Below are 22504 nucleotides of genomic sequence, written 5' to 3' on the forward strand. Positions count from 1 at the left end.
ACATGATATTAGGTTATATCGTTCCAGTGTTGTTCGTAATCGGTTTTTTTGTCTCGGCCTACTTTCTTATGAGTGGGGTTGCAAAGATCTTTTTGGTCCTATTTATTTTATACCTGATGGTTCTCCCTTTTCTCCTTCTATATAAACAGGAGGTCAAGGAATTCCGGGAAGATACAGATAAAATTTTGAATGAAGAAGAGAGCGGTGCATGATCAGCACCGCTCTCAAGCTTTTTTTCACTTAAAGAAAGTATAAAATACTTTCTTCAGTATAAGTACAACTATGACTCAGCCTACACCTAAGGCTTGGCAAAGCCCGAGTTTTCTTTAACTATTATACTTTGATTTCTTCCTCTCTTCTGTTTGCAATGAAATCGGGTCTTGGTTTGCCACCGGAAAATGGTTGGACAAGTCGATTGTGGACACTGTTATAGACGAGGAAAAGATTGTTTCTGTCATATGGGGTGATATTACTATTCGAACCGTGCATCGTATTGGATTCGAATATGATCAATGATCCAGCTTTTCCAGTCGGTACCTCGATTCCACCACCATCGACAAGCCATTTCATATGGTCATGGTCTGGAACACCCAATTCCTGACGCTTAAGGGATTGTTTGAAATGGTCTTCAGGTGTTTCACCGGCGCAGGAAATATAATAGTGGTGTGAACCTGGTACGAGCATGAGCGGTCCATTGAAAGAGTAGTTGTCAGACAATGCAATCGATACACTTAAACCTCGCATCCGTGGCATCCCATCCTCCACATGCCAGGTTTCAAAATCCGAATGCCAGTAGAACTCTTTTCCTGTGAAACCAGGTTTATAATTGACCCGTGATTGATGGATATACACATCATCGCCTAACAAATGGTTGACGATGTTGATTAATTCAGGGGTTCTTGTCAATTCGTCCAAGCAGGAATTGCTTTTATGGAAATCGAATATGGACCTGATTCCATCACTTTCCGGTTCCCTGATGATTTTTGGGGACTCTGTTTCTTGGTTCTCATCACGCAAATTGAAAATTTCATTCTGTAATTTTTTAACTTCTTCTTTATTAAAGAAGTTTTCCAACATGATGAACCCGTTTTCTTCATAGTAGGAAAGCTGTTGATCCGATAAAGGGCAATCCTTCCTTGTACGGACATCTCCATGGATGACCGGATCCTTTCTCTGGAGAACTTCAAATTGATCATTGTTCCTTGACGGATATAAATCTTCCATATTAACACTCCTTCGATTAGAAATGGTCATTTATTGTTGTACCCCCAAGCTATTTAACTAAACCTAATTTTTTAAAAAAGAAGAAAATTCATTTAAAATTTCACGTACCGTAATGAAGAGATAAATTTAAAAAATAGAAAAAAATGAACAATAATTTCGTAAGAATCTCATAGACTGAACTAACGGGACATTATGAACGAGTTTATAAAATTTTTAGCACACTAGTCATTCGCCCTGCATAGGATGAATTGAAGATTGGAAGAGGAGGGATTGAGTTACATGGCCAATAACGATTTCAGTTACAGAGAAATTATAACTAAAGCGGTTTGCGGTAAGGGGAGAAAGTTCTCACAGGCCACCCACACGGTTACACCTGCTCATAAACCATCCAGTATTCTCGGTTGCTGGATCATTAACCACAATTATAAGGCAGTAGAGAACGGCAATGCAGTTGATGTTGAAGGCAGCTATGATATTAATGTATGGTACTCCTACAATAACAATACAAAGACAGAGGTCGTAACTGAGACGATCAAGTATAAAGATAGCTGTAATCTTTCAAAAAGAGATGAAAACTCATTGGGAGCACATACTCAAGTGAATGCCAGAGCTATTCAGGAACCTAATACATTAGAAGCGACAATTTCTCCAAACGGCAACAAAATACTTGTGCAAGTTGAGCGGGAATTCATTGCTGAAGTAATCGGAGAAACGAAAGTTTGGGTCCATGTAAACCAAGATGGTGTTGAAGAAGAATTTGAAGACGATTCTTGGGAAGATGAAGTAGATGGAGAAGAATTTGAAGATCTAGATCCGAATTTCCTTCTAGGTGATTTAGAGGAGTAGGTAAACAAGGAAGAAGAAAACTTCTTCCTTGTTTTTTGATTCATCTGATCAGAAGTTGAAGCATTGTGTAACCAATATTGAAACCATCAAGAAAAGGCCAAGAGATTTATGTAATCACGCCGTTTTCACAGAAATCGTGCGGATAATCGAAATACACGCCAAATAGGGCCGATGTACTACTAAACCTCGTGCAAATTTATAATTGAATTAAGCCTCATCCCTCCAATCAGAAAACCGAATTATGCTATAATGGGGTGTAGAAAATATGTAAGACGGAGGGCTAAAATGGCTGAATACACTCCAATGATCCAGCAATATCTATCGATTAAGGCAAAATATGAGGATGCCTTTTTATTTTTTCGTTTAGGAGACTTTTATGAATTGTTCTTTGATGATGCACTTAAAGCATCCCAGGAACTTGAAATAACTTTGACTAGCCGTGATGGTGGAAAGGGTAACCGTATCCCGATGTGTGGAGTCCCTCATCATTCCTCACAAAATTATATTGTGCAGCTGATTGAAAAAGGATTTAAAGTCGCGGTATGTGAGCAAGTCGAAGATCCGAAAGTGGCCAAGGGCGTAGTAAAGAGGGATGTTGTCCAAGTCATCACCCCTGGTACGGTGATGGAAGGGGCTTTATTGGATGAAAAGGCGAACAACTTCATTGCATCCGTTACACCTTTTGAGGATGGATATGGTGTTGCGACCAGTGATCTTTCCACGGGTCAGAATGCGGTGAAGTTCCTTCAAGAGGACTGGAAAGCCGTTTGTCTTGAACTGCAATCGATTTCTGCAAAAGAGATCATCGTCCCATCCAATATAGCAGAAGACGAGCTGAAACTCTTAAAGGATGTGTATCAATTTACGGTTTCGTTCGAAGACGATAACGAAGTGCCGGAACATTTACATAGCATAACAAGTAAACTGCAAAGTGAAGAACTGCAACATACTGCCAACCAATTGATCGCTTATCTTGTCCGTACCCAAAAACGATCACTCGACCATCTTCAGAAATTCCAGTATGTTGAAACGACAGCGTATATGAAAATCGATCCGAATTCGAAACGTAATCTTGAACTGGTGGAAACACTTCGTCAAAAACAGAAGAAGGGCTCTTTGCTCTGGCTTTTGGACAAGACGGTAACTGCGATGGGCGGTAGGATGTTGAAACAGTGGATCGAACATCCATTGCTTGATCGGAAAGCAATTGAAGAGAGGCTATCGATTGTCGAAACATTTATGAAGCAATTTTTCAATCGCGAACAGATCCGCGAACAATTGACCGAAGTATATGATCTTGAACGGTTGGCCGGCAAAGTCGCTTATGGAAATGTGAATGCAAGGGATCTTATCCAGTTGAAGCGCTCCCTTCAAAAGATCCCTTCTCTGAAAGATGCGTTGCTTGATATGGATTATCCAAGTCTAGTCGAGCGGTCAGAAAACATGGATCCTTGTATGGAACTTGCGGAGTTGTTGGAGTGTGCGATTCATGAAGAGGCACCCCTTTCAATCAAAGAAGGGAATATCATAAAGAATGGCTATCATGATGGTTTGGATGAATACCGGGATGCAAGTGTCAATGGAAAAGCATGGATTGCTTCCCTTGAGCAGTCCGAACGTGAAAAAACCGGCATCAAATCATTGAAAATCAGGTATAACCGGGTGTTTGGATATTACATCGAAGTGACGAAGAGCAACCTTCATTTGATAGACGAAGAAAGATATGAACGTAAGCAGACACTGGCGAATGCTGAACGGTTCATTACTCCGGAATTGAAGGAAAAGGAAGACATCATTCTCGAAGCTGAAGAGAAGTCGATTGAGCTGGAGTACGACCTTTTCATCAATATCCGTGAAGAAGTGAAAACGTTCATCCCTCAACTGCAAGTACTGGCGAAACAAATCAGTGAAATCGATGTATTACAATCGTTTGCAGTAGTGAGTGAGGACGGGCAGTACTGCAAGCCTCGGATTGTGGAGGATGGAACTATCCATATTGAAGCTGGTCGTCATCCGGTTGTCGAACAAATGATGGACCGTCAGGATTACGTTTCCAACAATGTCCATATGGATCATGAACGTGAAGTCCTTTTGATCACGGGTCCGAATATGGCTGGTAAAAGTACGTACATGCGACAAGTTGCCCTTTCCTCGGTCCTATTACAGGTGGGATGCTTTGTTCCAGCTGAAAGTGCAACATTGCCGATTTTTGATCAGATTTTCACTCGTATTGGTGCAGCCGACGACCTGGCTGGCGGTCAGAGTACGTTCATGGTCGAGATGATGGAGACGCAATATGCATTGACACATGCAACGGACAGGAGCCTCTTGTTGCTGGATGAAATCGGCCGTGGTACTTCAACATATGACGGGATGTCGCTTGCTCAATCCATTATTGAGTATATTCATGAAAATATTGGCGCCAAAACGTTATTTTCCACACATTATCATGAACTGACGGTTCTTGAGGATCATCTTGAACGATTGCAAAATATCCATGTGAAGGCGATAGAGGAGAATGGGAAGGTCGTATTTCTCCATCGTGTTGAGAATGGAAAGGCTGATCGCAGTTATGGGATCCATGTTGCTGAATTGGCACAGCTACCGGCTGAATTGATCAAGCGGGCAAATGAATTATTGACAGACTTCGAATCTTCAAAAAATGCAAAAAACAATGCTGATAAACCAGTAAAGGAAGATGAAGGGCAGTTGTCCTTTTTTGAGCCATATAGTGAGTCCAAAAGAAAGATTCGGAAATCAAGTGAACAACTACACCCTGCTTTAGAAAAATTGAAAGGTTTGGAATTGCTTGCCATGACACCTCTTGAAGCGATGAATACTCTCTATGAACTTCAAATGTCGATTAAAAAGGAGAGGCAGGAGGGATCGAAATGGGTAAAATCCAACAGTTAGATGATCTTTTATCCAATAAGATTGCAGCCGGTGAAGTTGTTGAACGCCCTGCATCTATTGTAAAGGAACTAGTTGAGAATTCGATTGATGCGAACAGTTCACGTATCGATATTGAAGTTGATGAGGGCGGCTTATCCAGAATCGAAATCATCGATAACGGGGATGGGATCGAAAGTGATGATCTGCTGACGGCTTTTCAACGTCATGCTACAAGCAAGATCAAGCATGAAAACGATTTGTTCCACATAAGAACACTTGGATTCCGAGGGGAAGCACTGCCGAGTATCGCGTCCGTTTCAAAAGTCGAGGTGAAAACGTGTACGGGAGCAGGAGCCGGTGACGAGCTGTCGATCCAATTCGGAAAGGTCATCGATCAAAAGAAATCGGACAGCCGGAAAGGGACGTCGATTGAAGTGACACAACTGTTCCATAATACACCGGCACGGTTAAAGCATTTGAAAACGGTCCATACTGAATTAGGGAATATCACAGATGTGGTCAACCGCCAGGCTATGGCACATCCTGATGTCGCTTTCCACCTGAAGCATAACGGGAAAACCGTATTGCGTACTGCAGGGAACGGTGATCTTCTGCAAGTCATCGCTGGTATTTATGGAATGTCAGTTGCGAAAAAGATGCTGAAAGTTAAAAAAGATACACTGGATTACTCGATCAGCGGATTTACGGCCAAGCCCGAAATCACTAGAGCCTCCCGTCAATATGTTTCATTGTTCATCAATGGCAGGTACATCAAGAATTTCGCAATCTATAAAGCAATCGAACGAGCTTACCACACATTGCTTCCGATTGGACGTCATCCGATCGTGATCCTCTCCATCGAGCTTGACCCGATCCTTGTCGATGTCAATGTCCATCCAGGCAAGTTGGAAGCGCGGTTCAGTAAAGAACAAGAACTGACGAAAGCGGTTGAAGACGGGGTTGCTGAAGTGTTAAGACATACGGAACTGATTCCCTCTGCATTGAATCCGAAACAGCAATCGATCCAGAAGCTGAAGTCCGAACAACCAAGCTTTCAGTTTGCCTCTTATCTACCAGAGACGGATAACAAGATGAAGTTAGATGAGAAAAACGGTAGTACAGGAAGAGATCCGATCGAACATGTAGAAGAGCCCAGAACCGGGAATACAGTCCAATCGTCAAATGAACCGACCCATACAAAAGATCGATATGAATATCGGCAGGAAAAACAACCTGAACAGCAAGAACCAGAACTGGCACCTGACTTGGATCCAAAAGAAGGGGCACCTTCTTCACGCGTTCCGCCGATGTATCCCGTTGGGCAAGTGCACGGCACTTACATAGTCGCCCAAAATGAACAGGGGATGTACATCATCGATCAGCATGCAGCCCAAGAACGGATCAAATATGAGTTTTACCGTGAGAAGGTTGGTGAGTTTGAGCATGAAGTACAGGAATTGTTAGTTCCTTTGACGTTCGAATTCACCCATACAGAAGCACAGGTGATTGAAGCCCATCAGGATGAGCTTGCGTCAATCGGAATCTTTTTAGAACCTTTCGGAGGCAATACATTCATCGTCCGGTCTCATCCACAATGGTTCCCGAGCGGAGAAGAACAGGAAACGATCCAGGAGATTATCGATCAGATCCTTTCAGAAAAAAAGACCGATTTGAAAAAACTCCGTGAAGACGCAGCCATCATGATGTCTTGTAAAGGATCGATCAAAGCGAACCGGCATTTAAAAAATGATGAAATGATAGCTCTGATCGAAACATTGAGAAAAGCCGGTGATCCTTTTACCTGTCCACATGGCAGGCCGATCATCATCAAATTCACGACTTATGAGATGGAGAAAATGTTCAAAAGGGTCATGTAACATACTTGGAGGTAATCGATGAAACCAGCATTAGTCGTCATCGTCGGCCCGACAGCGGTCGGTAAAACGAAAACAAGCATCGAGATTGCTAAAGCGTTTGACGGAGAAATCATCAACAGTGATTCGATGCAAGTATACAAAGGGCTCGATATAGGTACGGCTAAAATCAAAGAACATGAAAAAGAAGGAATACCGCACCATCTCTTTGATATCAGGACACCCTTCGAAGATTATTCTGCGGCAGATTTTCAAATAGATGCCCAGCTGAAAATCAAACAATTACATGAAAAAGGGAGTCTTCCGATCATGGTTGGCGGTACTGGCCTTTATATCCGGTCGGTCACTCACGATTATGAGTTCACGGATGTGGGCGCAGATCCCGAATACCGGGGAATGCTGGAAGACTACGTGGAAGAATATGGTCCCGAAGCATTACATGCACGTCTGTTAAAAATTGATCCTGGACGCGCTTCCCAAATCCATCCGAACAACATCCGTCGTGTCATCAGAGCATTGGAAATTCATCATGCGACAGGTAGCTTGGAAACCGCGCCTGCCCATCGCAGAGCAGAAACTCTATTCAATCTTATCACGATCGGATTGACGATGGACCGTGAGCAATTATATGAACGAATCAACCTTAGAGTCGACCTTATGATGGACGAAGGTTTACTCGAAGAAGTTCAGTCCCTTTTTGACGCAGGAGTCCGGAATACCCAAGCCGTACAAGCGATCGGCTATAAAGAGCTTTATGCATATCTTGAGGGTGAATGCAGCTTAGAAGAAGCCGTTGAGACCTTAAAGAGGAACTCGAGAAGGTATGCTAAAAGACAGTTGACCTGGTTTCGCCATCAGATGGACGTGGAATGGTTCGATGTTACAAATGGTTCAATAAATGAAAAAATTCCATCAATTTTGCGTTTTGTGGCAGGAAAGCTCAATTCTGAATCGAATTAGTGTTATGAACGTTTATTGAGGAGGCCTATACACATGAAGCAATCCATTAATATTCAAGATCAATTCCTGAACACCTTAAGAAAAGAAAACATCTTCGTAACAGTATATTTATTAAATGGTTTCCAGCTTAAAGGGCTGGTTAAAGGATTTGATAATTTTACCGTTGTATTGGAATCGGACGGTAAGCAGCAGCTTATCTACAAACATGCGATTTCAACTTTCACACCACAGCGTCCTGTTGATTTTTCTTCTGAAAACAATAACCAGAACGGTTAAATCAATAGCGGGTGTGATTTATCCCATAACCAAATATAAAAGCCCTGGACAATGGGAACTTCCTGTCCAGGGCTTTCGTATGCTTATAAAGAAGAGACAGATCGTCCTTCCGCGTAATTCAGATAACGGTTTAATGTAAGAGGGGTTTTCATGCCAAAATGATATTGGATCTGTTCGGTATCTCTTCTGTCGAGAATGGCTCTGAGGATTGCGGTCCTTCTGAAATGCTGTGCGGAAATTCCTTTTCGGAGCCCTGCCCTTTTGATTTCTTGCCGGATCATTTTTTGGATAGCGATTTCAGTTAGCCTTTTCGGCCGATCTTCTTCATAACTCCATCTATAGGTCAACCTTTGGAAATCAAAGGCGACGAAAAACGGATCCGCACTGTATTGTGCAGGACGTACAGCTTCCGGAATCGACCGGAAATACTCGAATAGAATTTCATTTTCCTTAGAAGAGAGTTCGATGATCCGTTTGGCTGTTTGTTCAGTAGTCGGTATGATCAACTCTTTTTTTATAAATGATAGATGACGTGCTTCAATCGCACTGACCTCATGCAAGGTCACACCATGATCTGCCATAAGGGTAATGATGCCAAGATTTCTTTTTGATAAAAGCTCATGAGCCTTCAACTGATTTTCAGTCAATCCATCCTCAGAAGGTATGACTTCCAATAGGCTGCCTAATTCCTCATCGGTTATGAACATATCTTCAGTAAAGGAATCTTCCTTATCATTAAGTAACTCAATCGATGAAAGCGGATTATCAGATATGATTTTTTTGTGAATGAGGAAACGGTGATATTGGTTCAATACACTATAAACCCGTTTCAATGTACGGAATGAATAGGACCGTTCATTGATCAGAAAGTCAAAGTAAGTTTGGACGAACAGCTCTGTGAATGTTTCTCGTTCATGATAGGACATCTCGTTTACACGGATCCATGCGAGGTAATCCTCAAGATCATATTGATATCTTTTGACCGTAGAAGGTCGTCTCCCCCTTTTTTCAAGATCAAGGATGAAATCGATCGCAGCCTGAGGTGTTTCATTGTTTTCCATGATCACTTCCACACCACCTTACATACCTTTGGGTTGATTATATCATGGTTTTTCTGTCAGTATGTATAACCGCTATTGAATAATCAAACGCTATACAAAAAATAGCGTGAGGTGGTATGTGTGTATAAGAAAGTCATTGCTGTCCTTTTTATCGCCAGTGTTCTCGCTGCATGTAACAATGGGGATGAAGCACTTGATCAGGCTTGGGAAGAAAACTATACGAATCCTGGTAAAACGAGGATAAGTCAAAATGAAAGCGGGTTAGAACATAGTCCTCTTGTAAAAGAACGGGACGGGGAGAGTGAACAGGCTGAAGATCTTGTCAAAATGACTGAACAAGTGGAAGGAGTAGAGAGTGCTGATGCAATCGTAACGGGGATCTATTCAATCGTCGGTGCGAAGTTAGAAAAAGGTGCAGATGAAAATGCGACAGTAGATCTGATATATGCTTCATTAGATGATCTCAGCCAGGGGGCTAATGCTATGGTGACGACAGACCCGGCTCATTTGAAAAAAATGAAGGAATGGGGAAAAGAACTTGAACACCGCAGACTTAATCATGGAATATATAACGAAGTAGGGACGATGATCGGACAGATTAAAGCGAAAAACAATAGGGAAATAGATGAATCCAATCCTTCAAAAATGGACGTGGATCGAGAACAGATCAAACATTTACCGAATACTCCAAGATAACTCTCATCAAGAGGGTTATTTTTTATAATGGGTTTTATCCTTCCATATATTTCTCCATTGACAGACATGTATATACAAGTATAAAATGTTCACTAACATGTATATACAAGTAATTGAAAGCGGTTTTAAATATATGGGAATAGAACTGGGGATCTAGATCGTCGTCTATTCCGCTATATGTAACCGTTTTCGTATGAGGAGGAGAAACAGATCATGAGTGTTAGTCATGAAGTAGTAGAGGAAATAGTGGCTGCCCTTGGGGGTAGAAAAAACATTCATACTGCAACACATTGTGTGACGCGTCTTAGACTTGTCTTGAATGATGAAGGGAAGGTAGATCACGATAAGCTGAATAGAATAGACCTTGTCAAAGGATCATTCTCAACAAATGGCCAGTTCCAGGTCGTTATCGGTCAAGGAACGGTAGATGAAGTCTATAAAAAAATGGTAGAGATCACTGGTATCGGTGAAGCGTCGAAGGACGATGTGAAAAGTGCCGCTGCAGAAAGGCTGAATCCGCTTCAAAAAGCGGTGAAAGTACTCGCGGATATATTCATCCCGATTCTTCCAGCCATCGTTACGGCTGGTTTGTTGATGGGGCTTAACAATATTCTTACTGGTCCCGGAATCTTTTATGACGGTAAATCGGTGATCGATGTGCATCCACAATGGGCAGATCTTGCAGACATCATCAACCTTATTGCGAACACCGCATTCGTATTCTTGCCTGCATTGATCGGTTGGTCGGCAGTCAAACGTTTTGAAGGAAGTCCGTTACTAGGGATCGTGCTTGGACTGATGCTCGTCCATCCAGACCTGTTGAACGCCTGGGATTATGGAAAGGTAGTTGAAGAAGGCGGAAAAATTCCCGCATGGAATTTATTCGGAATGGATGTTGAAAAAGTAGGTTACCAGGGTCAAGTATTGCCTGTGCTTGTGGCTGCTTATGTGCTGGCCAGAATCGAAAGGTTCATGAATTCCAAAATCCCTGATGCTTTCAAACTATTGATCGTTGCACCGATTACGCTTTTAGTCACAGGATTCTTAGCATTTATCGCGATCGGACCTATTACTTTTGCAATCGGGAACCTGATCACCGATGGATTTGTAAGCATTTTTGATAATTTTGCAGCTTTAGGCGGAATCATCTACGGTGGTCTTTATTCATTGCTTGTCATCACCGGAATGCATCATACCTTCCTCGCAGTGGATTTACAGTTGATCTCTTCTACTGGCGGAACGTTCCTCTGGCCGATGCTTGCACTATCGAACATCGCCCAGGGTTCAGCAGCACTTGCCATGGCTTATGTGTCCAAGGATGAAAAATTGAAAGGGTTATCCTATACGTCTGCAGTTTCAGCATTTCTTGGCATTACTGAACCCGCGATGTTCGGGGTGAATATCCGTTTCAAGTACCCGTTCATCGCCGCGATGATCAGCTCAGCGATTGCAGGACTGATTGTAATGTTGAATGGAGTAAAGGCTAACTCGATCGGTGTTGGAGGTTTGCCAGGATTCTTATCAATCGCGGAAGGATACTGGGGAGCATTCTTCGTTGGAATGGGAGTGGTTTTGATACTGCCATTTGTCCTCACATATTTATACGGTAAATTGAAAAAGCAATGACCATTCAGGGATGGAGTTTTTTTACAGCTCCCTCCCTTTCATCCTTATAATCTACATCTATGGAAGGAAGTCGTCTATGAATACAGATTGGTGGAAGAAATCAGTTGTATATCAAATTTATCCGAAAAGCTTCAATGATACGACCGGAAATGGAGTAGGGGATCTCCAAGGAATAGTAGCGAAATTGAATTATTTAAAAACACTTGGGATAGATGTTATCTGGCTTACCCCGGTATATGATTCTCCACAAAAGGATAATGGCTATGATATTCGGGATTATTATAAAATCCATGAAGAATATGGCACCATGGAGGATTTTGAATACTTGTTGAAAGAAGCACATGCTCGAGGAATCAAGGTGATCATGGACCTTGTTGTTAACCATACCTCAACGGAACATGAATGGTTCAAGCAGGCCCTTGCAGATCCTGATGGTAAATTTCGGGACTATTATATATGGAAAGATGGCGGGGACAACAAGCCGCCGAACAATTGGCAATCGAAATTCGGGGGTTCTGCTTGGGAGCATGATCCTGAATCCGGTCAATATTACTTACATCTTTTTGATGTTACGCAAGCTGATTTGAATTGGGAAAATGAAGAGCTCCGCCAAGAAGTTTATGATATGATGCATTTTTGGTTCGAAAAGGGTATCGATGGATTCAGGCTTGATGTTATCAACCTCATTTCCAAAGATCGACGTTTCTTAGATGATGACGGAAGTGTATCCCCAGGAGACGGAAGGAAGTTTTATACGGATGGTCCCAGAGTTCATGAATATCTGAATGAGATGAACGAAAAGGTTTTATCTGACTATAACGTCATGACAGTCGGTGAAATGTCTTCAACGACTGTAGACCACTGTATCAAATATTCGAAGACAGAACGGAAGGAATTGAACATGACCTTCAACTTCCATCATTTGAAGGTTGATTACGCGAACGGCGAGAAATGGACGAGATCTGATTTCGATTTCATCCAATTGAAAAAAGTCCTATCAAAATGGCAGGTCGATATGTTCGAAGGAGGGGGCTGGAACGCATTGTTCTGGTGTAACCATGATCAGCCGCGAATCGTATCCCGATTTGGTGATGAAGGAAAATACCGGAACGAATCAGCAAAAATGCTTGCCACGACGATCCATATGATGCATGGCACACCCTACATTTACCAGGGTGAAGAGATCGGGATGACCAACCCTGGATTTGAAGAAATTGGATCATATCGTGATGTGGAGTCGATCAATGCGTTTGAAAAGATGAAAAATGAGGGGAAGTCTGTAAAAGAAATCCTTGAAATCCTCAAGCAGAAATCGAGGGATAATTCCCGTACACCGATGCAATGGAATGCAGAAAAGAATACCGGCTTCACTGAAGGGGAACCATGGATCGATGTAGCAGCCAACTACAGGGAAGTCAACACGGAAAAAGCATTGTTGGATTCAGATTCAGTTTTTTACCATTATAAAAGGCTGATCGAACTCCGGAAGGAATATGACATCATCACGAATGGTGACTATCAATTGATTCATAAAGATGATCCGCAAATATTTTCATACTTGCGAAATCAGGAGGACGAAAAACTTCTTGTGGTCAATAACTTTTATGAGAAAGAAACAGAATTCAGATTACCGGAACAAATCGGGTTAACGGATCGCCAGTCGACTGTATTGCTTTCAAATTATCCCGAACTGAAGGGAAATCATGAACGGTTTAAATTGCGCCCGTATGAATCCGTCGTTTTTTACTTTGCAAAATCATGCTAAACTGGTAATGGTGATGAAAGATGCAAAATAATAAATATTTACCGATCTATCAAGACCTTCAAGAAAAAATCGAGAATAACACATATCCACCTGGATCCAAGCTGCCATCGGAAAATGAACTGACGGAGATCTACAACACCTCTAGGGAAACGGCTCGCAAAGCATTACATCTTTTAGCTCAAAATGGCTATATCCAGAAGGTGAAAGGGAAAGGGTCGATCGTATTACCCTTTGATAAATTCAACTTCCCGGTTTCAGGGCTTGTCAGCTTTAAAGAGGTCTCACAGAAGGTGGGGAAGAAAGTAGCCACACATGTTCATGAACTTTCACTGTGTGAAGCGGATGATTTTATTAGGAACCAATTGAATGCAAAATCAGGCGAGAAAGCATGGAAACTTATTCGATCGAGGGAAATTGATGGTGAACGGATCATACTCGATAAGGATTACCTGCTACAGGAAAAGGTCCCCACTCTGACAAAAGAGATTGCCCAGAATTCGATCTACGAATATATCGAAGGGGAGCTCGGGCTTTCGATCAGTTTTGCAAAAAAAGAAATCACCGTGGAAGAAGTCGGGGAAGAAGATGTCGAGTTGCTTGATCTCGATGGGCATACCCATATTGTCGTCGTCAAAAACTATGTCTACTTGGAAGATACGAGTATTTTCCAATACACGGAATCGAGGCACCGGCTTGATAAGTTCAGGTTTGTAGACTTCGCCCGAAGAGCACATTTATAACTGACAAGCTACCACAGACAAGGGCTGTGGTAGCTTTTTGGTTTGTCGCGCTAATTATTGTACCTGGTTTTCCATCCAAATTTTATCATGCCGTCTTGTTTTTCTCTTGAAGAGTTCGAAACATGAATAAATTGGGCAGCTTCCCTCCCATGGAACAGTAATATAGGCATTTGTCACACTTCATGATCCTGGGCGTATAATATCGAAGAATCTGAAAGTGAGGTGAAGGTTCTTGCAACAGGCGATAAATCGAAACTCTAAAAGCCAGATCAACGTCGTTCTCAACTCGGGCTCTCCTTCATCTGCAACGAGAGACGACTGGCTTTTGGATTCGAAAGAGCGCGAGAAGCATGCGCCTCTGAAAAAAATCCAAAAAGAATTAGCTACTTTAGTCGGAATGGAGGAATTAAAAGAATTAATCAATGAAATCTATGCGTGGTTATATATAAATAAATGCAGAGAGTCAGCGAATTTGAAAACCAATAAGCAAGTACTCCATATGATGTTCAAAGGGAATCCTGGAACAGGTAAAACAACCGTTGCACGAATGATCGGAAAGCTGTTTCATGAAATGAATGTCTTGTCTAAAGGCCATCTGATCGAAGCCGAGCGAGCGGATCTTGTTGGGGAATACATTGGTCATACCGCGCAAAAAACAAGGGACCTTGTGAAAAAAGCACTCGGCGGAGTCTTGTTCGTTGATGAAGCATACTCGCTCGCCCGAGGCGGAGAGAAGGATTTCGGAAAAGAAGCGATCGATACACTCGTGAAAGCGATGGAAGACCAGCAAAATGATTTTATCCTGATTCTTGCCGGGTATTCAAAAGAAATGGAAAACTTCCTTACCCTGAACCCAGGTCTACCTTCACGTTTTCCAGTGGTTGTCAGCTTCCCGGATTATACCGTCGATCAATTGATGGATATCGCCAGACGGATGATAAAAGACAGAGAATACAAATTATCCTATGATGCTGAAAGAAAACTGAAAACACACCTTCAACAGGTTCGTTCAAGGGAAGGCAGTACGTTTTCGAACGGGCGTTACATCAGGAATTTACTTGAAAAATCAATGCGCAAACAATCAATGCGATTATTAAAAGAGGGGAAAGAAGATCGAGACTGCCTCTTATTGATTACTGAAAGGGACCTCCATCTAGCAGAAACCCCCTGAATTTGTTAAGATGTAGGCAGGATTTATGACGAATAGGAAAAGGCTCAAAAACGTTATTAGATAAAGTATGAGCCAATTAAAAAGGCAGGGGAATAGATTGGCAGCACCATCAAATATTAAAGAACAGACGTTACTGATAGGGTGTCAATTGCCAGACCGGAATGACACCCTTTTTGAATCTTCGATGAGTGAACTGGCTGCATTGACACAAACGGCACAGGGTGAACCAGTAATGGAAGTGACACAGAAACGTGAACGGTATCACTCCGCAACATTGATTGGAAAAGGGAAAGTCGAGGAAGTTCAAGTACTGCTTGAAGAAATAGACGTCGATTTGGTCGTTGTGAATCATGAGTTGACACCAAGTCAGATCAGGAATCTGACAGAAGCCTTGCAGGTGAAAGTCATTGATCGTACGCAACTGATCCTGGATATTTTCGCTCAGAGGGCACAGTCACGAGAAGGTAAGCTTCAGGTCGAGCTTGCCCAATTAGAATACCTTCTTCCTCGTCTTTCTGGACAAGGTACGCAGCTATCACGGCTCGGTGGTGGAATCGGAACGAGAGGACCAGGGGAAACGAAGCTGGAGACAGACCGCCGGCACATTCGGAACCGAATCACCGATATTAAGAATCAGCTGAAAAATGTCGCCTCACATCGCCGGCGATACCGTGAAAGACGGAAAGCGAACCAGGTTTTTCAAATTGCCTTGGTAGGCTACACGAATGCCGGGAAATCAACCTGGTTCAACACATTGACAGATGCAGATGCTTATCAAGAAGATTTATTGTTTGCGACACTCGACCCGATGACAAGAAAAATGAAACTTCCTGCTGGTATGATGACTTTATTAACCGATACAGTAGGATTCATCCAAGACCTTCCTACCGGATTGGTCGCTGCATTCCGTTCAACTCTCGAAGAAGTGACAGAAGCTGATTTGATCATTCATATGGTGGATGCATCAGATCCTAATCGGGACAAGCATCAAGAAACGGTCATGGCATTGTTGAAGGATTTGGGTGCTGAAAAGATCCCTGTCTTGACCGTCTACAATAAAACAGATCGCAATCATGTCCCGCTGCCAAACTATCAAGCCCTTTCCGTATCTGCTTTCAAAAAAGAGGATCGAAGACGGATGCTTGAAGCCATTGAAAAGCAGATCAAGACATCGATGGAGTCGTATAAAATCCGTGTACCTTCTGGTGAAGGGAAGTTTTTAAGTGATTTACAAAGATTGACGATCCTTGAAAAGAGACAATGGGATGAAGAATACGGGAAATACATTTGCGAAGGCTATGTACATCCGGCTTTGCCAATCCAAGATAGAATCCAAACAATGAACGACTAGGAGATTATGAAACAGAATGAATGTTTTTAACCATGACGAGAAACTAGTAGAGCTTTCTAAGAAAATAGAAAAAAAAATCACCCATGTCCATGCGGAAATCGATGTGGTTGAAGCGCACAATCAACAGAAAGTATTGTCCGCTTTCCGGAATAATCAGGTAAGCGATTTCCATTTCACTCCATCGACCGGGTATGGTTACGACGATACAGGTAGAGATGTACTTGAAAAAGTATATGCAGAAGTGTTCGGTACAGAAGCAGCAATCGTCCGACCGCATATCATATCAGGTACTCACGCGATTTCCGTTGCACTCTCCGGCATCCTGCGACCGAAAGATGAACTTTTGTATATCACGGGCAAGCCTTACGATACCCTTGAAAAAATCGTCGGGATACGTGGAGATGGGAAAGGCTCGTTGAAAGAGTTTGATATTTCATACCAATCTGTCGATCTCCTCAAAGACGGGGAAATTGATTATGAAACAGTCAGGACAAAAATAAACAGCTGTACTAAAATGATCGGCATCCAACGTTCAAAAGGATATTCAGACCGGTCCTCTTTTACGATTCCTCAGATTAAAAAAATGATAAAGTTCGTCAAAAGCATTAGACCAGATGTCGTCGTTTTTGTCGACAATTGCTATGGTGAGTTTGTCGAAAAAGAAGAACCGACAGATGTCGGAGCCGACTTGATCGCCGGGTCTCTTATTAAAAATCCAGGCGGAGGACTTGCGAAAATCGGTGGATATTTAGCAGGACGGGAAGATTTGATAGAACTATGTGCTTATCGATTGACATCACCTGGTCTAGGGAGGGAAGCTGGTGCCTCTTTAGATACACTTTTGGACATGTACCAGGGGTTTTTCCTTGCACCGCATGTCGTCAGTCAGTCTTTGAAAGGTGCAGTTTTTACCGCAGCATTTTTAGATGAACTAGGATTTGATACTTCTCCGCGATGGGACAGTGATCGCACTGACCTTGTCCAATCGATCAAATTCCATGATGCCAGCTATATGATCCGGTTCTGCCAAGCGATCCAAAAAGCCTCTCCTGTCAATGCGCATGTCATACCTTATCCGAGCTATATGCCTGGTTATGAGGACGATGTGATCATGGCTGCAGGAACATTCATCCAAGGAGCGAGCATTGAATTGTCCGCTGACGGCCCGATACGTCCTCCTTTTGAAGCGTATGTTCAAGGGGGCTTGACGTATATGCACGTCAAGCTTGCCATCTTAACAGCTGTCCAAGAATTGAAAAATTCAGGTTTAACATTAAAAGTATGAGGGAATGGAGTAAAGAGAGTGTGTGTCACTCTCTTTTTTATAATGTCGAAAAATAAATGTAAGGATTCCTAACATTTATTTGACACGAAAACTCACATTTCATATACTATAAGTAGTTCATAAGAGAGGAGGCATTCGATTGGGAGATCAAGTGAGAAGAAATATGCCCTTATTTCCCATGGGGATTGTAATGCAACTGACCGAGTTATCGGCACGGCAGATTCGATATTACGAAGAAAACAAGCTGATAACGCCAGCCCGTTCAGAAGGGAATCGCAGATTGTTCTCTTTCAACGACGTTGACCGGTTGCTTGAAATCAAGTCTCTTCTAGAACGTGGAGTCAATTTAGCTGGAATCCGAGAGGTCTTTGAAATGAGAGAAAGGGGTATGCAGCCTCTGCACCCTTACTATAGAAAAGAACCTACTGAAGCAGAGCTCCACAATCATTTGAAAAAAGAACTTTATCAAGCAGGTCGTTATGGAAAGGCATCATTGATTCAAGGGGAGTTGTCTCGATTCTTTAATTGAAATCAACATCGCATTGAATCACTAGAAGATGTAAGTAGTAATCTGGTAGTTATGTAGTTTTAGATCAAATAGGGAGGAAACAAAATGAGCTCGAAGTATTCGAAGGATCAAATTTTTAAAATGGTGAAAGAAGAAAATGTAAGATTCATCCGACTGCAATTCACGGATCTCCTTGGTACCATCAAAAACGTTGAGATTCCTACAAGTCAGTTGGAAAAAGCCCTCGATAACAAAATGATGTTTGACGGGTCATCTATTGAAGGTTTTGTTCGAATCGAAGAATCTGATATGTATCTCTACCCTGATTTGGATACATTTGTCGTATTCCCATGGACATCTGAAAAAGGGAAAGTTGCACGTTTGATTTGTGACATTTATAATCCTGACGGTACTCCATTTGAAGGAGACCCTCGTGCAAACTTGAAGCGTATACTTAAGGAAATGGAAGATCTCGGTTTTACTGACTTCAATATCGGACCTGAACCGGAATTCTTCTTATTCAAGAATGATGAAAAAGGCGAACCTACCCTTGAATTGAACGATAAAGGTGGTTACTTTGACCTTGCCCCAACAGACTTAGGTGAAAACTGTCGTCGTGACATCGTTTTGGAACTTGAAGACATGGGCTTTGAAATTGAAGCTTCTCACCATGAGGTTGCCCCTGGTCAGCACGAAATCGACTTTAAGTATGCGGATGCCGTCACGACATGTGACAATATCCAAACATTCAAACTTGTGGTCAAAACAATCGCTCGTAAGCATGGATTACATGCGACCTTCATGCCAAAGCCGTTATTCGGTGTAAACGGATCCGGAATGCATGCAAATATGTCATTGTTTAAAGGTAAGGACAATGCTTTTTATGATCCGAACACAGAAACACAATTGAGTGAGACTGCAATGCAATTCTTGTCAGGTATCGTAAAGCATGCAGAATCCTTCACTGCAGTCACAAATCCGACTGTAAACTCTTATAAGCGTCTGGTGCCTGGATATGAAGCACCATGTTACGTTGCATGGTCAATGCGCAACCGTAGTCCATTGATCCGTATTCCAGCATCACGAGGCATCAGTACTCGTATCGAAGTACGAAGTGTTGACCCATCAGCTAATCCTTATCTAGCAATGACAGCAATGCTTGCAGCAGGACTTGATGGAATCAAGAACAAAATGGAAGCACCGAAGCCTGTAGATCGCAACATCTACTCTATGGATAAAGCAGAACGTGAACAAGCAGGTATCCGTGATCTTCCAGCAACATTGAAGGATGCCCTGGAAAACTTCAAATCAAATGAAGTTATGACTGCAGCCCTCGGTGGGCACGCAACAGAACACTTCATTGAACTTAAAGAAATCGAATGGGATATGTTCCGCACACAAGTACATCCTTGGGAACGCGAACAATATATCCAACTATACTAAACTCTTAAACCCTTGGCACCATTGGTGTCAGGGGTTTTTCTTTTTTTGGTCAAATTAATAAATTCCTTCGTAAGTAATGATTGACCAAAATATGACCAAAAAATTTAATGATTTTGGTTAAAAAAATGTTGATCAAATTGAAAGCCTATAAATAAACGATTACTCAAATCATGAAATTTTTAAATAATTGGTATTTAGATAAAGGGCAGTTTTGCGGGATAAGAGGTTCCTATGTTTAATCCATAAAAGGGCCATATTCTTGAATAACGCATTGTGCAAATGATGGGAATTTGACATAATTATTATTGAGTTAAAAGGCAGGAGTGTAGAAGAAGAGTCGGGAAGATTCAGAATTTACGGGGGGGGTATGGTCATGAATCCTATTCTTCTTGATATACCGGAACAGTTTGAAACCGAACGACTTTTATTGCGAGCACCTCAGAATGGCGATGGAGCCATGGTTAATGAGGCAATAAGAGAGTCTTATGAATTTCTGCATGAGTGGATGAAATGGGCTAACCATATTCCAGAAACCGAAGAGACTGAAGCAAATGCACGTACATCGAGTGAATTTTTTATTGCGTGACGAATTCACTTTTTACATACTAGATAAACTTTCCGGAGCGTTCATAGGTACTTGCAGCCTAGTAAGGGTAGATTGGCAAGTGCGCCGATTTGAAATTGGTTACTGGATTAGGCAATCTGCTTCTAGACAGGGATTTATGAGTGAAGCCGTGGACGGAGTGACTCAATTTGCTTTTAAGAATCTTCAAGCCAATCGTATCGAAATACGGTGTGACACTAGAAATAGTGCCAGTTGTAGGGTTGCGGAGCTCTGTGGAGGTGTAGTAGTTGATTTTAAAGTATTTCAAAATCATATAGGAGTTTAAAAGAAAAATTCCCTCTAAATTAAGAGGGGTAAACTGATATAATCTAAATGTATTTCAAAAAAATTATCTTGAAGTGGCGTAGAAGAATTCTAAATCCCACAATTCATTATCATGTAAATCGTTTTCAACAATATGTTTTTCTACCCTTTTCACAATACACTCCATGTCAGAATATTCATTAGCACATGAGGTAACAAATTCTTTTTTTGTAATATACCGAATAAGGTCAACAAACCTAGTTGTGTTGTAGTTCTCTTCTTGAAAATATTTCCATGCTTCATAGGGTTTTGAATTTCCTTTAATCCCATCTAAGAATTCGCCTTCAAAATTTGGGATCGAGACAAAAGTTTTTATTTCTATTCCCTTATCTCTACCTTTCATTACTTCCTCAATTATTTTTTCATTATTTGTCCAGGCACCGTTTCTTACTTTATTTCCTTTTCTCATTATTGTTGGATTATCTGAATCATGTAGTATTGAGTAGGGAACAGAAAAATGATTTAGGATCTTAGATACAGTAACAATATTTCCTTTTCCTAGGCAATTTAAAATATGTAATGTGGAATCTATTTTCTTATTTTTAATCAGTGATCTAACTACCGAATATTCAGTTTCACCTTCTACTAATAAATTCTGTTTAGCGAAAAAGAATTCATTGATATAAGGATTACAATAGTTCATCATTTTTAAGTTTTCCTTATCATCTGGTGTGAAGCCAACTTCCTCTGTAGAGAAAGTTTTTACTGTTCTATTGGTGTTATCATCTTTCTCTATACGTATGATAGTAGTATGATCTTTTGTTAAATCAATGAACATTGGTGAGTGTGTGGTGGTCATTACTTGCCAATTTTCTAGTTCTGCTATTGCATAGAGTGCTTCTCGGGCCTCCCTAATGGCTGATGGATGTAGAAAAGCTTCTGGTTCCTCAATTAGTAAAATCTTTGATTTGTTGGAGTCTAATGCATTTCTACCAATTTTATGCCAACCAGTATCAGCTAACATCTTTAAAGCTGACCAAAGAAAGGTTCTTTGTAAGCCTGTACCATGGTGTGAAAGCGGAACATGATGTGATTCATCATCACTATCAGAAGGTTTCCTTCCTATTCTAATAAAACTCCCCGAGTTAATAAGTTTTTCAGGTTCTATCTTTCCAGATTTAACATCTAACTCAACGTAGTCAAGATCAGGAAAAATTTTTGCCAAATCATCTGCAATTTTTTTAGTGGATTGTACGATGTCATCTTCAATTTCTGCTTTAACAGTCTTACCTAACTCTTCAATCTGGTCTAATAGGTCATTTATTTTGGAATCATCTTTTTTTATGTTAGATTTTATTGCTTCAGTTAAAATTGATAGAATATTACTTTCTAATTCGGTAGGATTATCTAAGGGTGAAATCTTTAGAGGGGTAGGAATTTTACTTGTTAAGATACTGTCAAATCCACCTGTACCATTTTTTGTGAATTCATTTTTTTCAGGATCGTACGAATATTTCTCTCTCATACCACCAGGAACTTTCCAACGATATTGAACTTTTATACAGTTCTTATACCCTAATTCATCATCATATATCCATTTTTGTGCGACCTCATTTGGAGTGACATTTTCAAAAATTCCTGTAATAATAGGAGTGTTTTTTTCTTTCTCTTGATAAAAGTCTTTTTTAGTTAATTTATAGGAAGATGTAGCAAATGCTTCATAAGCACTTAAAATAGTAGTCTTACCTACGTTATTATTACCAATCAAGACAATAATATCATCAATTTTAATACTTACAGGATCACCAATTCCCCTAAAATTTTCAATTACAATCTCTGAAAGTTTCACATTCTCAACCTCCTAAATATATAAAGGTAAAAAACCCCTTTAAATATTTATTTTACCATATAACTAAAA

General features: G+C 41.2%; 20 protein-coding genes. 17 read left to right on the forward strand and 3 right to left on the reverse strand.

Translation table 11 applies throughout. From position 1 onward, the window contains the following. Nucleotides 1-2 precede the first annotated feature (2 nt). Complete coding sequence (locus tag L1611_RS13075; RefSeq protein WP_236313857.1) at nucleotides 3-212, forward strand: hypothetical protein; 210 nt, start codon at nucleotides 3-5, stop codon at nucleotides 210-212. Between the two features lie 121 nt (nucleotides 213-333). On the opposite strand, the gene thpD is transcribed toward L1611_RS13075, so the two are convergent. Next, nucleotides 334-1224 carry an ectoine hydroxylase gene (gene thpD / locus L1611_RS13080; RefSeq protein ID WP_236313859.1) on the reverse strand — a complete coding sequence of 297 codons (891 nt, stop codon included), beginning with the start codon at nucleotides 1222-1224 and terminating at the stop codon, nucleotides 334-336. Nucleotides 1225-1503: 279 nt separating this feature from the next. Between thpD and L1611_RS13085 the strand changes: the two genes are divergently transcribed. From L1611_RS13085 to hfq, 5 genes are all read left to right on the forward strand, one after another. Continuing rightward, entirely contained in the window at nucleotides 1504-2070 is a 567-nt protein-coding gene (locus L1611_RS13085) for an outer spore coat protein CotE (RefSeq protein WP_225065533.1), read from the forward strand. Nucleotides 2071-2355: 285 nt separating this feature from the next. Then, nucleotides 2356-4983, forward strand: a complete 2628-nt coding sequence (gene mutS, locus L1611_RS13090) for a DNA mismatch repair protein MutS (RefSeq protein WP_236313862.1) — start codon at nucleotides 2356-2358, stop codon at nucleotides 4981-4983. Next, on the forward strand, nucleotides 4962-6839 hold the full coding sequence (gene mutL, locus L1611_RS13095; protein ID WP_236313864.1) for a DNA mismatch repair endonuclease MutL: 1878 nt from the start codon (nucleotides 4962-4964) through the stop codon (nucleotides 6837-6839). The genes mutS and mutL overlap by 22 nt, the downstream gene beginning before the upstream one ends. Nucleotides 6840-6857: 18 nt before the next feature. Continuing rightward, on the forward strand, nucleotides 6858-7796 hold the full coding sequence (gene miaA / locus L1611_RS13100) for a tRNA (adenosine(37)-N6)-dimethylallyltransferase MiaA (RefSeq protein ID WP_236313866.1): 939 nt from the start codon (nucleotides 6858-6860) through the stop codon (nucleotides 7794-7796). A 33-nt stretch (nucleotides 7797-7829) separates the two neighbouring features. Next, entirely contained in the window at nucleotides 7830-8072 is a 243-nt protein-coding gene (hfq, locus tag L1611_RS13105; RefSeq protein WP_236313874.1) for an RNA chaperone Hfq, read from the forward strand. Nucleotides 8073-8155: 83 nt separating this feature from the next. Here the strand turns inward: hfq and L1611_RS13110 are convergent, their stop codons facing one another. Continuing rightward, nucleotides 8156-9133, reverse strand: coding sequence for a tyrosine-type recombinase/integrase (locus tag L1611_RS13110; RefSeq protein ID WP_236313951.1), 978 nt, complete (start codon nucleotides 9131-9133; stop codon nucleotides 8156-8158). A gap of 120 nt (nucleotides 9134-9253) precedes the next feature. Between L1611_RS13110 and L1611_RS13115 the strand changes: the two genes are divergently transcribed. The 11 genes from L1611_RS13115 to L1611_RS20950 all read left to right on the forward strand — a co-directional run bounded on the left by L1611_RS13115 (nucleotide 9254) and on the right by L1611_RS20950 (nucleotide 20608). Further along, nucleotides 9254-9829 carry a YhcN/YlaJ family sporulation lipoprotein gene (locus tag L1611_RS13115; RefSeq protein ID WP_236313875.1) on the forward strand — a complete coding sequence of 192 codons (576 nt, stop codon included), beginning with the start codon at nucleotides 9254-9256 and terminating at the stop codon, nucleotides 9827-9829. Between the two features lie 213 nt (nucleotides 9830-10042). Beyond that, nucleotides 10043-11455, forward strand: a complete 1413-nt coding sequence (gene treP / locus L1611_RS13120) for a PTS system trehalose-specific EIIBC component (protein ID WP_236313881.1) — start codon at nucleotides 10043-10045, stop codon at nucleotides 11453-11455. Between the two features lie 76 nt (nucleotides 11456-11531). Continuing rightward, nucleotides 11532-13220: an alpha,alpha-phosphotrehalase gene (gene treC / locus L1611_RS13125; RefSeq protein ID WP_236313883.1), complete on the forward strand. Its 1689-nt coding sequence runs from the start codon at nucleotides 11532-11534 to the stop codon at nucleotides 13218-13220. A 20-nt stretch (nucleotides 13221-13240) separates the two neighbouring features. Further along, complete coding sequence (gene treR, locus L1611_RS13130; protein ID WP_236313885.1) at nucleotides 13241-13960, forward strand: trehalose operon repressor; 720 nt, start codon at nucleotides 13241-13243, stop codon at nucleotides 13958-13960. 232 nt (nucleotides 13961-14192) lie between these two features. Then, a complete protein-coding gene (spoVK, locus tag L1611_RS13135) occupies nucleotides 14193-15131 on the forward strand; it encodes a stage V sporulation protein K (protein WP_225065524.1) in 939 nt (312 codons plus the stop codon). A gap of 97 nt (nucleotides 15132-15228) precedes the next feature. Continuing rightward, entirely contained in the window at nucleotides 15229-16482 is a 1254-nt protein-coding gene (gene hflX / locus L1611_RS13140; protein ID WP_236313888.1) for a GTPase HflX, read from the forward strand. Between the two features lie 16 nt (nucleotides 16483-16498). Further along, nucleotides 16499-17767, forward strand: coding sequence for a methionine gamma-lyase family protein (locus L1611_RS13145; protein ID WP_236313896.1), 1269 nt, complete (start codon nucleotides 16499-16501; stop codon nucleotides 17765-17767). A 139-nt stretch (nucleotides 17768-17906) separates the two neighbouring features. After that, nucleotides 17907-18296: a MerR family transcriptional regulator gene (locus L1611_RS13150; protein ID WP_236313898.1), complete on the forward strand. Its 390-nt coding sequence runs from the start codon at nucleotides 17907-17909 to the stop codon at nucleotides 18294-18296. An 84-nt stretch (nucleotides 18297-18380) separates the two neighbouring features. Beyond that, nucleotides 18381-19718, forward strand: a complete 1338-nt coding sequence (gene glnA, locus L1611_RS13155; protein ID WP_225065520.1) for a type I glutamate--ammonia ligase — start codon at nucleotides 18381-18383, stop codon at nucleotides 19716-19718. A 373-nt stretch (nucleotides 19719-20091) separates the two neighbouring features. Then, nucleotides 20092-20304 carry a hypothetical protein gene (locus L1611_RS13160; RefSeq protein ID WP_236313900.1) on the forward strand — a complete coding sequence of 71 codons (213 nt, stop codon included), beginning with the start codon at nucleotides 20092-20094 and terminating at the stop codon, nucleotides 20302-20304. Continuing rightward, entirely contained in the window at nucleotides 20270-20608 is a 339-nt protein-coding gene (locus L1611_RS20950) for a GNAT family N-acetyltransferase (RefSeq protein WP_407681731.1), read from the forward strand. Before L1611_RS13160 ends, L1611_RS20950 begins: the two co-directional genes overlap by 35 nt. 63 nt (nucleotides 20609-20671) lie before the next feature. Here L1611_RS20950 and L1611_RS13165 read toward each other — a convergent pair whose 3' ends face one another. Then, nucleotides 20672-22435 carry an ATP-dependent nuclease gene (locus L1611_RS13165; protein WP_236313902.1) on the reverse strand — a complete coding sequence of 588 codons (1764 nt, stop codon included), beginning with the start codon at nucleotides 22433-22435 and terminating at the stop codon, nucleotides 20672-20674. Nucleotides 22436-22504 lie beyond the last annotated feature (69 nt).

This window comes from Pseudalkalibacillus salsuginis, assembly GCF_021646685.1.
GTDB classification, from domain to species: Bacteria; Bacillota; Bacilli; order Bacillales; family Fictibacillaceae; genus Pseudalkalibacillus; species Pseudalkalibacillus salsuginis.

Coding starts and splice junctions, on each gene's coding strand:
- L1611_RS13075 (WP_236313857.1), top strand. CDS start 3: ATGATATTAGGTTATATCGTTCCAGTGTTGTTCGTAATCGGTTTTTTT.
- thpD (WP_236313859.1), bottom strand. CDS start 1,224: ATGGAAGATTTATATCCGTCAAGGAACAATGATCAATTTGAAGTTCTC.
- L1611_RS13085 (WP_225065533.1), top strand. CDS start 1,504: ATGGCCAATAACGATTTCAGTTACAGAGAAATTATAACTAAAGCGGTT.
- mutS (WP_236313862.1), top strand. CDS start 2,356: ATGGCTGAATACACTCCAATGATCCAGCAATATCTATCGATTAAGGCA.
- mutL (WP_236313864.1), top strand. CDS start 4,962: ATGGGTAAAATCCAACAGTTAGATGATCTTTTATCCAATAAGATTGCA.
- miaA (WP_236313866.1), top strand. CDS start 6,858: ATGAAACCAGCATTAGTCGTCATCGTCGGCCCGACAGCGGTCGGTAAA.
- hfq (WP_236313874.1), top strand. CDS start 7,830: ATGAAGCAATCCATTAATATTCAAGATCAATTCCTGAACACCTTAAGA.
- L1611_RS13110 (WP_236313951.1), bottom strand. CDS start 9,133: ATGGAAAACAATGAAACACCTCAGGCTGCGATCGATTTCATCCTTGAT.
- treP (WP_236313881.1), top strand. CDS start 10,043: ATGAGTGTTAGTCATGAAGTAGTAGAGGAAATAGTGGCTGCCCTTGGG.
- treC (WP_236313883.1), top strand. CDS start 11,532: ATGAATACAGATTGGTGGAAGAAATCAGTTGTATATCAAATTTATCCG.
- treR (WP_236313885.1), top strand. CDS start 13,241: ATGCAAAATAATAAATATTTACCGATCTATCAAGACCTTCAAGAAAAA.
- L1611_RS13145 (WP_236313896.1), top strand. CDS start 16,499: ATGAATGTTTTTAACCATGACGAGAAACTAGTAGAGCTTTCTAAGAAA.
- glnA (WP_225065520.1), top strand. CDS start 18,381: ATGAGCTCGAAGTATTCGAAGGATCAAATTTTTAAAATGGTGAAAGAA.
- L1611_RS13160 (WP_236313900.1), top strand. CDS start 20,092: ATGAATCCTATTCTTCTTGATATACCGGAACAGTTTGAAACCGAACGA.
- L1611_RS20950 (WP_407681731.1), top strand. CDS start 20,270: ATGCACGTACATCGAGTGAATTTTTTATTGCGTGACGAATTCACTTTT.